This is a genomic window from Protofrankia coriariae (assembly GCF_001017755.1).
In the GTDB taxonomy this organism is placed as follows: domain Bacteria; phylum Actinomycetota; class Actinomycetes; order Frankiales; family Frankiaceae; genus Protofrankia; species Protofrankia coriariae.
This window is the reverse complement of sequence record NZ_JWIO01000027.1, coordinates 20,090-30,862: the sequence shown is the minus strand read 5'-3', so window position 1 is coordinate 30,862 and position 10,773 is coordinate 20,090. Positions and strand designations below refer to the sequence as shown.

Below are 10,773 nucleotides of genomic sequence, written 5' to 3'. Positions count from 1 at the left end.
GCGGGCGTACCCGCCGGTGTGGGCGCCGCGGGCGGTGCGGGTGATGTGGGCGGTGCGGGTGAGGATGGTGCGGGGGCCGCGGGTGCGCTGCCGCCGGGATGCGCCGGGGGCGGTGTCGGGGTGGGCAGGGGAGTTGCCCCGCTGCCGGCGTAACCGGTCATCCAGGCGAGCACGGCACGGACGTAGTCATCGGACGGGTTGTAGGCGAGGATCACTGTCCGTAGCTGCGCGGGGTCGCTCAGATTGCGGTTGTAGGCGCAGAGGTAGCCGGCGGCGGCGAGGGCTGCGTCGTCGATGTTGTTCGGGTCGCGCTGGCCGTCACCGTTGCCGTCGCTGCCGGCGCTCGCCCAGGAGGACGGGATGAACTGCATCGGCCCGACGGCCCGGTCGAACACTGTGTCGCCGTCCCACCTGCCGTTGTCGGTGTCGGTGACACGCGCGCGTCCGCCCACGCCGTCCAGGGGAAGCCCGATGATCGACGGGGTGACGGCACCGGCGGGGCTGATGGCGTGGCCGGCGCCGTGCCTGGATTCCACCTTGCCGATTCCGGCCAGTAGGGGCCAGGTCAGGTGGCAGTTGGGGCGCCCGGCCGCCATCCGTTCGGTTGCTCTGCGATAGGCGGCCAGTATCCGTTCCGGTATGCCTTTGTCACCAACGGTGAGTGTGACGGCTCCGCCCACCCCGGCGGCCGCTGCTGTGGCCAGACTCTGCGTGCTCGGCGCGGTGGTACCGCCCGCCCTGCCGGAGCCGCCGCCGCTGCCCGGGCTGGCGAGCGGTGGCATCGGGAAGGCCCCACCGTCGGCCGGCAGCCTGACCGGTCCGGGTGGCGGCACGGCGGGGGAATCGGCTTGTGAGATGGTTGTGGAACCATTGATCAGAAAGAGAAGCGCGGTGGTGGCGGCCGGCATCAGGAGTATTCGCACCCGGCGTGAGCGTGGCGCGGGTCGCGCCCGTGGGCGGGTCTCACCGGATACGGCTACGTCCATGTGCCGGCGCATGCCAGTGTTCCTGGGGACACGCCGATGCTTGCTCACGGTAGACGTCCACCTCGTCGAACAGCCTGGATCGGGTAAGCCGCGGGTACGCTTCACCGCTGGAACTCCGGCACACCGCCGAGGTGTCCACCGCCGTTATACGCCATATTCCCGGACCGGGAAGTGGCTGTTGGGCGGCCAATGGGTGGTCAATGGGCGGTCAATGTCGGTCACGCATTCGGGCACAGGTCGGTGGCCGTAGGTTGTGAATCGATAGGTTCATGGTTGGATGAGATGTCGCCCCAGCGTTTCCGACCTTCGCTGGAATGCGTCGACGGTAAATGCTGTGCAACTTCGACGCGAGGTGTCTGAGAGTAGTTTTTCAATGACTGCTGGTATGCGACGGCAGGTTTCTTGAGGGTAGTCGGACGAGCGTCCTGAGTGATTTACGTATGGTCGGTGGAGGGGTCGTGCCGCTCCGCCTTCCGTCGCTGGTTCTTGCGCCGCCGTTCGCTGGATGTTCACCCGAGGGCTCAGCCGGGCGTACGGGTCGCTCCTTGTTTTTCTCCGAACGCACTGTGTGCCGGCCTGCCCTGCCGGGCTCCGGGCCTGTCGTTCTCGCGATAGCGCGCCTGCTTTTGTTGCAGACATATGAATATCGGGTGTCTGTGGCTGGCCAGTGTATTGGTCGCGGTAATCCGATGATCGACGTCGTTCCCCTGGCCGTCCGCGGCACCGAACTGATGTTGGGTGAGATTATCTGCCCTGGTGGCCGCCCTGAACCAGGAGCGCGTGACAGGCGGCCCCGGCTTTGTCGCCATCCCCGGTATGGTCGGCGGCGTCCCGGATTCTCCGCGCCGCTCGACAGATCTGTCGGTCGACGGGATGACCGCGGTGCGTCCCATATCACTCGCCCGCGGGGGCCGTGATATGTAGAACATGACTCACATGATGGCGTTGCTCATGTGATTATGGCGTGCCGAGATGACGGGACGGGGTGTCGGTGGCGGTTCACGATGGGCGTCGGCGTGGGGTCACGCCCACATCATGATTGCGGATCGATGACTGTTGATCGGGCTCGGGTGGCAGCGGCGCTTCCCGGCTACGAGTTGGGTGACGAGCTTGGCGCGGGCACGTTCGGGGTGGTGCTGGCCGCATGGCACCGCAGCCTGCAGCGTGATGCCGCGGTCAAGGTACTGGCCGGGGGGTACGGCCGGGCGGTGGCGGGATTCACCGCCGAGGCACAGATCCTCGCCGCTCTGGATCATCCGCATGTGGTCCGGGTCTACGACTATGTCGAGACCGGAGAACTGCGTCTGCTCGTCATGGAGATGCTGGCCGGCGGGACGCTGACCTGCCGTCACCAGGCGGGGATGCTCCCGGAGGGGGCCTGCGCGGTGGGGCTGGCGATCGCCGCGGCCCTGGCCTGTGCGCATTCCCGGGGGTCCTGCACCGCGACATCAAACCCGACAACATTCTGTTCGACACCACGGGCCTGCTCAAGGTGGTCGATTTCGGGCTCGCGAAACAGGTGGGCGGGTTGCCGGTCACCGCCAGCGCGGTGGCTGGGACGCCGTTGTACATGGCTCCCGAGCAGATCGAGGGGGGCCGGCTGGGGCCGGCCACCGATCTTTACGCGCTCGGGGTGCTGCTCTATCTGTTGCTGACCGGGGTGACGCCGTTCGCCCCGGCCCCGTCCACCCTGCGGCAGCGTCTCGAGCAGGTCCCACCGCCGCCACCAGACGTGCCGGTTCGAGTAGCGGATGCGATCATGTGGGCGTTGGCGAACGACCCGGTGGCCCGCCCGCCGTCCGCCCAGGCCTTCGCGTTGTATCTGGCTCGAGCCGCGGCCGAAGCCTACGGCGCTGGCTGGCTCGCCCGCTCGGGGCTCGTGCTACATCTCGACGACGACGTCCGTGCCGCCGCCGAACGCCCGTCCGTGTCCGCCCCTCCGCCGCTGCCGTCTATCACCAAAAGTGACACTCCATCTCCGGCCAGCGATACGGCGCCTTCGCCTTCGGCGGATGACGCACCCGCTGACGGTCTGCTATCGCAGAGCGTACCGTCGGCTACGCAGACGGGTGACCGTCCTACCGGCCGGGTGCGTCGCGTCCGGCCACACCATCGATCGGCCGTACCGCCCGCGCACCGCCGTCCCGGCGGTGTTCCTCGCCACCGTGGCGCTTCTCGCTGCCGTATCGCCGTCATCGCGTTTCTCCTCGCCGGCGCCGTGGCTCTTGTTGCCGCCACCCGCAGTGGGGACCCGTCTGATATCAGCATCCGTCCGCTCTCCCCGCCGCTGACCGGCCACACCCACTGGGTGCTGTCGGTGCTGTTCTCCCCGAACCAGCGGGTCCTGGCCAGCAGCAGCCGAGACGGGACGGTACGGTTGTGGGATGTCACCGACCGTTCCCGCCCGCGCCTGTTCGGCGCCCCGCTGGCCGGTCACACCATGTTCGTGTTCTCGGTGGCGTTCTCCCCGGACGGCCATGTCCTGGCCAGTGGCAGCTACGACGGGACGATAAGGCTGTGGGACGTCACCAACCGCTCCGATCCGCATCCAGTTGGTGATCATTTGTGGGTCTCCAGTACCACCGTGCGGTCGGTGGCGTTCTCTCCGGACGGCCGTACGCTGGCCAGCGGCAGTTTCGACGGGACGGTCCGACTGTGGAACGTCACCGATCTTTCCAGTCCGTATCCGCGCAACGACTCCCTGACCGTCCATGGCGACTGGGTGATGTCGGTGGCGTTCTCCGCGGACGGGCGCACCTTGGCCACGGGCAGCAACGACAAGACGGTGCGGCTGTGGGAGCTGCGTCAACCCGCCTCCGCCGGCAGCTGATGTGACCGGCGAGAAGACAATCTTGGTCAGGTTGCCGAGAACCCGCCGTCGACGAATATCGTCTGGCTGCCGGCCCGGGGCGGGTGCGCGGGTTTTCAGCGGTGGCCTGGTAGGTGTCGTCGCCATCCGCGCCTGTCCTTCTCCGACGGATGGGGGGCACTGGCGTCCGGCTCGTTTCTGGCCGCGAGCGAAATACCAAGGACGGTTCGGGAAACCGCGGGGTAGCCGTCGAGCGGAGGGATCGGCTGGCTGTCGTGGAGCCTGCGCACACCGGGCAGGAAATCGTCCAGTTCGCCTGGCTCGAACACACACTCGCGGATGATCCAGGAGAATGCGCCGGCGGGATCCCCGACCAGTTTGTAGCCGCCGTCCGGCAGGATGAGGCACCATCCGTGCGCGGGAAGGTCGATCATGGTGGCGATCGGGCGCCACGAACGGACCTCCCACAGCCGTGTCGATCCGTCCGCGCCGGTGGACGCGAGCAGCCTGCCGTCCGGGTCGAAGGCCACCGTGCGCACGGCACCGACATGTCCGGTCAGGCGCGCTGATGTTCGTCCGGTGGCCGGCTCGTACAGCCATACCGACCCGTCGTCGCACGCCGACGCGAGCAGGGCTCCGTCCGGGCTGAACGCCATGGACAGGATGCCGCCGCGCGCCGCGGTGGAGCCGGCGGCGACGATGGACACAGCCGGCGGGCTGTCGCCGGCCACGCCGGTCCGCGCGATCTGCGCGATCTGCGCGGTGGGCGCGGTGGGCGCGACGTCCCACAGGCGGATGCGGGCGCGGTCGGCCGTCGCGAGAAGGCCGCCGTTCGGGCTGAAGGCCAGCGGCCCGACGGCCCGGGCATGGCCGGCGAAGCTGCCGATCTGGTTACCGGAGACGACATCCCGGAGCCGTACGCCCGGGCCCGCGCCGGTGGCCAGCAGGGTGCCGTCCGGGCTGAACGCCACCGAACGCACCTCGCCCGCGTCGATCGGCAGGACCGTCCGCACGGCGCCGGTGCCAGCGTCCCAGATGTGGATCGTCGCGTCCGCGCCCCCCGACGCGAGCAGGGTGCCATTGTTACCCCCGGCGCATGATCGAACGTCGTTTTATAGTGGGTCGCCAGCCGTGGCGTACTGTTTGTTCAGGCGGCGGTAACTATCTGTTTGTTTTTTCGTCGCGTGGGGCTGCTAATACCCGGGAGGCGGTGGCCGCCGTCCCCGCGGACGATTCGCGATTCGCGATTCGCGGTGGCGGCTCGGCGGCCAGGGTGTCTGGTCCGGCGTTTTCCGGCGGTGGTACCTGCCGGCGCGGGGTCAGCGCAGATGGACGGCGATCAGGCAGGTGTCGTCGTCGGTGTCGGGGGTGGTGTGGCGCAGGAGGTGGTCGGCATACCGCTGGAGGTCGGCGATCGGCCGGCCGGCTACCAGGACGAGGGTGTCCAGCGCCTCGTCGAGGGCGCTCCCGCGCCGTTCGATGAGCCCGTCGGTGAACAGCAGGATGCCGTCGCCGGGCCGCAGTGCGGTGGCGGTCTCCTCGTAGGCGCTGTGTGGGTCCGCCCCGAGGAGGACTCCGGCCGGCAGCGGGAGCGTGCCGGCGTCGCCGTCGCGGACCAGGACGGGCGGCAGGTGCCCGGCGCATGCCCAGCGCAGCACGCGGGTGGCCGGGTCGTACAGACCGCAGACGGCGGTTCCGGTGACGTCGTCGGTGAGGTGGTAGGCGACGTCGTTGAGCCAGCGCAGCAGCTGGGCCGGCCCCGCCCCGGTCATGGCAAGGCCACGCAGGCTGTTGCGTAACGTGACCATGCCGGTGACAGCCCTGATCCCGTGCCCGGCGATGTCACCGACGGTAAGAAGGACCTCCCCAGAGGGCAGGACGACCGCGTCATACCAGTCACCGCCGACCAGATGGTCCTGGTTGGCCGGTCGGTAGCGGACGGCGATGTCGAACCCGGCGGTCTCGACCGGATCGGCCGAGAACGGCGTGATGGCCCGTTGCAGCTGGATGGCCAGACGCTGCTGGTCGTCGGCCCGCTGTTCGGTGTCGGCGAGCTGGTCGCGGGTGGCGGCGAGGGCGACCTGGGTGTGGTAAAGAGTCGAAAGATCCTGGTATGTGCCGCGGACGGCGACCAGGGTGCCAGCGGCGTCCGTGACGGGTTCGGCGAACGCGCGTATCTGCCGGATCGCACCGTCGGCCCGCAGGAGCCGGAACGTCGTGGCGGCCGGCCGCACCTGGTTGAACAGCACGTCACGGAAACGGCGGACAGCATCGAGATCGTCGGCATGGACGTGGGCGTCCAGTCCCTGCAGGGAGATGGGCGCTTCCGGCGCGCCCGGCATCAGCCGGAACAGCGTGAAGGTGTGGTCGGTCCAGCGCACGTCACCGGTGAGCACGTCCTGCTGCCAGCCGCCGAGCTCACCGAGCCGCTGGGCGTGCTGGAGGATGGTGGTCAGCCCGTTGCTGTCGTCGGCCCGCCGCCAGGTCAGCGCGATGCCGTCGAAGAGCCGGCCGATACGCACGTCCATCTCCGTCGCGACGATCCGGTCACCGACGATGACGTGGACGGGCAGGCTGTCGGCCTGATACGGCTGACCGGTGCGCAGCACGTCCACAGCATGCTCGAACAGTCCGTCCGGGACCGTCATCAGCGGATGGACGTGGGACAGCCGGCGGCCGACGAGATCCCGGGGACCGCGGCCGGCCGGGTCGACGAACCCGTCGCTGACGTGGTCGATCTGGAAGTCGACGATCCGCCCGTCCTGGTCACGGACGGCGTGGGCGACGAGGGCGGAGCGCAGCAGGGAGTCCAGCAGGGCGGGCAGCCACGAGCCGTGGCGTCCCCAGGTGCGTTCCCCCTGGACCCCGAGGCTGCTGGCGCAGATCCCGGCCAGCGTGAGCAGCTGGTGGCGCAGCGCGGGAGCGAACTCCTCGAGAGGCTGCGGCCAGCAGATCTCCATCGCTCCCAGCAGCGCCCCGGCGTCGGTCAGCGGCAGCACCGCCCGGGCGCCGCGCCAAGGCCCGACCAGCGGGAGCGGGCGCGGCAGGTGCTGGGCTGCCGGCCACCACCGGGGGCAGCCGTCCTGAACGACCCGCTGGGCAGGGCAGTCCATCTGCGGCGGGAGGCGCTGCCAGCGGCTTGCCTCCAGGGCGCTGAGCCCCGCCTCGCCGACGAGCTCCAGCGCGCCGTCCGGTTCGGTCATCCACAGCGCCACGGCCACGGCTCCCAGCGGGGCGAGGGCCTCCTCCAGCGTCGCCGCGGCGATCCGGGATCCGTCCACGGCCCGTGGTGCCGGGGCGTCGGCCAGTTGCGCCGGCTGGTGGCGGGGCGGCTGTGCCGAGCCCCGCACGAGCGCGTCGCCCGCCGGCTGGCCGACCACGTCGGCGGCGAGCTCTGCCAGGGGCATCCCGGACCGGGCCGCCAGGTGGGTGAGCTGCCTGGCAGCCTCACCGGGGGAGCAGCGCAGGCGCTCGGTCAGGACACCGATCGCGAGATCCACCAGGGCTTCGGTGGCGGCCTGCGCCCGCACCGCCTCAAGTTCGCCCTGCTGGCGGACGATCAGTGCGGTCAGACGCGCCACCTGGTCGTCGCCGGCCGGGCCGGTCGGCCGCTGTGTTCCCACCACGTACGTCCCTCACTGGCTCGGGTGCCGCCGGCATGCGGACTGCGGCCCCCCAACATGGACATCCTCGCACGGACACCACCGGGCGGACGAAGCCCCCGCGGTCCGCTGTTCTCCCGTTCTTCGTTGCTTCTGTTCCGTGGTTCTCCCCGGCTCTGGCGCCGTGGGCCGATGACGACGCGACGGTGCCTGTTCGGTGCCTGCCTGCTGCCTGCCCAGCACCTGTTCGATGCGTGTTCGGTGGCTGGTCGGTATCTGTCCGCGTCGGTTACGGGCCACGATTCCGAGACCGTTCGAGAAAACCCTAGGACATCAGAAAACTGGGTCGAGTGCGTTGTCCGTTTCACCCTGGTTTGCGAATCGTCCAACTCTCTACCGTGGAGCACGGGGACCGGCCGGCTGTTCGGGGTCGGCGGCCGACGAGCGGGGTGTACCGGTGGGTGAGGCTACAAAGTCGGAGCGGGTGAAGTCGGAGGGGGCAACGACGGGAGGGCGGGACGAGCCCGCGCTGCGCCAGCTTCTCGCCGGTCTGACGGCGGTGCGTGGCGGGGACTTCCGCGTGCGTCTGCCCTACGGCGACGACCCACTCATGAACGAGATCGCCGACGTGTTCAACGGCATGACCGACCAGCTTTCCGCGATCGCGTCCGAGGTGGCGGGAGCGGCCCGGGAGGTCGGCATAGAGGGCAGACTCGGCCGTCACCTCCGGGTACCGGACGCGCCCGGTGCCTGGCGGGAGCTCATCGAGTCGACCAACATGGCGGTGGGGAGCCTGGGCAGCCAGGTCCGTGACATCTCCCAGGTGGCTGCGGCGGTGGCCCGCGGCGATCTGTCACGGAAGATCACCGTGGAGGCGCACGGCGAGGTCCTGGAGCTGAAGAACACCATCAACACGATGGTCGACCAGTTGTCGTCGTTCGCCGGTGAGGTCACCCGGGTGGCCCGGGAGGTCGGCACCGAAGGGCGGCTGGGCGGGCAGGCGTTCCCCGGGGTGGGCGGAACGTGGCGGGACCTCACCGACTCGGTGAACTTCATGGCCGGCAACCTCACCGGCCAGGTCCGTTCCATCTCCCAGGTGGCTGCGGCGGTGGCCCGCGGCGATCTCTCCCAGAAGATCACCGTGGACGCGCGGGGGGAGATCCTGGAGCTGAAGAACACCATCAACACGATGGTCGACCAGTTGTCGTCGTTCGCCGGTGAGGTCACCCGGGTGGCCCGGGAGGTCGGCACCGAGGGACGACTGGGCGGGCAGGCCGACGTCAAAGGTGTCTCGGGCACCTGGAAGGACCTCACCGAGTCCGTCAACGTCATGGCGGCCAACCTCACCGTCCAGGTCCGCTCCATCGCCGAGGTCACCACCTCGGTGGCCAAGGGCGACCTGACCCAGAAGATCCGGGTGGACGCGCGCGGGGAGATCCTGGAGCTCAAGGAGACCATCAACACGATGGTCGACCGGCTGTCCTCGTTCGCCGACGAGGTCATCCGGGTGGCGGGCGAGGTGGGGACACAGGGCAACCTCGGCGGGCAGGCTGTCGCGCGGGGCGTCTCCGGCACCTGGCGGGACCTCACCGACAACGTCAACTCGATGGCCAACAACCTGACCAGCCAGGTTCGCAACATCGCCCAGGTCACCACCGCCGTGGCCCGGGGCGACCTGTCGAAGAAGATCGACGTCGATGCCCGCGGGGAGATCCTGGAGCTCAAGACCACCATCAACACGATGGTCGACCAGCTGTCGTCCTTTGCCGCGGAGGTCACCCGGGTCGCCCGCGAGGTCGGCACCGAGGGGATGCTCGGCGGGCAGGCCGAGGTCGAGGGCGTCTCGGGGACGTGGAAGCGGCTGACGGAGAATGTCAACGAACTCGCCGGCAACCTCACCCGTCAGGTGCGCGCGATCGCCGCGGTGACCAGCGCGGTCGCGGCCGGTGACCTTACCGGGTCCGTCTCGGTGGAGGCACGGGGGGAGGTCGCCGAACTCAAGGACAACATCAACGCGATGGTGCGGTCGCTGTACGAGACCACGCGCGCCAACCAGGAACAGGACTGGCTGAAGACCAACCTGGCCCGCATATCCGGCCTGATGCAGAAACACCGCGATCTCAACACCGTCACGGAACTGGTCATGGACGAGCTCACGCCGCTGGTCGGCGCCCAGTACGGCACGTTCTTCCTGGCCGGATCCGGTGCGGACACACCCGCGCCCGCGCTGCGCCTGATCGCCAGCTTCGGGTACCAGGCCCACCCCGACGTGCCGCGCGAGTTCGACCTGGGACAGTCCCTGGTCGGGCAGGTGGCCAGAACCAAGAAGTCGATTTTCATCGACCGGACACCGGTGCACTATGTGAAGATCTCGTCCGGTCTCGGCCACGCCGAACCGGTCAATCTGATCGTGCTGCCCGTCCTCTTCGAGGATCATGTGTTGGGCGTCATCGAGCTCGCCTCCTTCACCCCCTTCACGCAGGTGCACCGGGATTTTCTGGACCGGCTGATGGACATCATCGGTGTCAATATCAACATTATTGTCGCCAACTCGCGTACCGACTCGCTGCTGGCGGAGTCGCAACGTCTCGCCGCCGAGTTGCGGGCACGCTCCGAAGAACTTCAGAGCCGGCAGGACGAGCTGCAGCGTTCCAACGCCGAACTGGCGGAGAAGGCGGCTCTGCTGGCTCGCCAGAACCACGACATCGAAGTCAAGAACTTCGAGATCGAGCAGGCCCGACAGGAAATCGAGGAACGGGCCCGGCAGCTCGGCCTGTCGTCCAGGTACAAGTCGGAGTTTCTCGCCAACATGTCCCATGAGCTGCGCACGCCGTTGAACAGCCTGCTCATCCTGGCGCGGCTGCTGGCGCAGAACCCGGCGAACAACCTCAGCCCGAAGGAGGTCGAGTACGCCAACGTCATCCACTCCGCCGGCTCCGATCTCCTGCAGCTCATCAACGACATCCTCGATCTGTCGAAGGTCGAGGCCGGCAAGATTGACATTCACCTGGAGCGTTTCGCGCTCGGCGCGCTCCTCGACGACGTCCGGGCCATCTTCTGTCCGGTCATCGAGGAGAAGGGCCTGCGGTTCACCGTCGACGTCGCCCCCGACGTGCCGGACGCGCTGGTCAGTGATCAGCACCGTCTGTTGCAGGTGCTGCGTAACCTGCTGTCCAACGCGGTCAAGTTCACCCAGCGGGGCGGGGTGGAACTTCGGATACGGGTGGTCAGTGGCCGTGTGCTCGACGACGAACGGCGCCCGGCCGTCGCGTTCGCGGTGACCGACACGGGTATCGGTATCGCCGAGGAGAATCTGGACCGGCTTTTCGGGGCCTTTCAGCAGGGCGACGGCAGCACCAGCCGCAGGTTCGGCGGG

The 10,773-nt window shown here is 68.9% G+C and carries 4 protein-coding genes and 3 pseudogenes (2 of these 7 only partly in view); 3 read left to right on the top strand and 4 right to left on the bottom strand.

The window, feature by feature from the left end:
* Nucleotides 1-371 carry the 5' portion of a lytic transglycosylase domain-containing protein gene (locus tag FrCorBMG51_RS34845; RefSeq protein WP_476742180.1) on the bottom strand. It extends 187 nt beyond the left edge of the window, so only the first 371 of its 558 coding nucleotides appear in the window; its start codon is at nucleotides 369-371; the stop codon falls past the left edge of the window.
* Nucleotides 372-1,945: 1,574 nt separating this feature from the next.
* On the opposite strand from FrCorBMG51_RS34845, the pseudogene FrCorBMG51_RS33940 reads away from it, so the two are divergent.
* Together FrCorBMG51_RS33940 and FrCorBMG51_RS31465 are read left to right on the top strand one after the other, a co-directional pair.
* Nucleotides 1,946-2,736: pseudogene (locus FrCorBMG51_RS33940) on the top strand (serine/threonine-protein kinase); the annotation flags it as partial.
* A gap of 9 nt (nucleotides 2,737-2,745) precedes the next feature.
* Nucleotides 2,746-3,816 (top strand): WD40 repeat domain-containing protein, encoded by a 1,071-nt coding sequence (locus tag FrCorBMG51_RS31465; RefSeq protein WP_235433641.1) that lies wholly within the window; start codon nucleotides 2,746-2,748, stop codon nucleotides 3,814-3,816.
* A gap of 95 nt (nucleotides 3,817-3,911) precedes the next feature.
* Here FrCorBMG51_RS31465 and FrCorBMG51_RS16040 read toward each other — a convergent pair whose 3' ends face one another.
* The 3 genes and pseudogenes from FrCorBMG51_RS16040 to FrCorBMG51_RS16035 form a co-directional block, all read right to left on the bottom strand.
* A complete protein-coding gene (locus tag FrCorBMG51_RS16040; protein WP_047223877.1) occupies nucleotides 3,912-4,808 on the bottom strand; it encodes a WD40 repeat domain-containing protein in 897 nt (298 codons plus the stop codon).
* A 27-nt stretch (nucleotides 4,809-4,835) separates the two neighbouring features.
* Nucleotides 4,836-4,892 (bottom strand): annotated as a pseudogene (locus tag FrCorBMG51_RS33935) (hypothetical protein); the annotation flags it as partial.
* Nucleotides 4,893-5,114: 222 nt separating this feature from the next.
* Nucleotides 5,115-7,421 carry a SpoIIE family protein phosphatase gene (locus FrCorBMG51_RS16035; protein WP_338052757.1) on the bottom strand — a complete coding sequence of 769 codons (2,307 nt, stop codon included), beginning with the start codon at nucleotides 7,419-7,421 and terminating at the stop codon, nucleotides 5,115-5,117.
* Nucleotides 7,422-7,854: 433 nt separating this feature from the next.
* Between FrCorBMG51_RS16035 and FrCorBMG51_RS16030 the strand changes: the two are divergent.
* Nucleotides 7,855-10,773 (top strand): annotated as a pseudogene (locus tag FrCorBMG51_RS16030) (HAMP domain-containing protein); it runs 746 nt beyond the window's last position.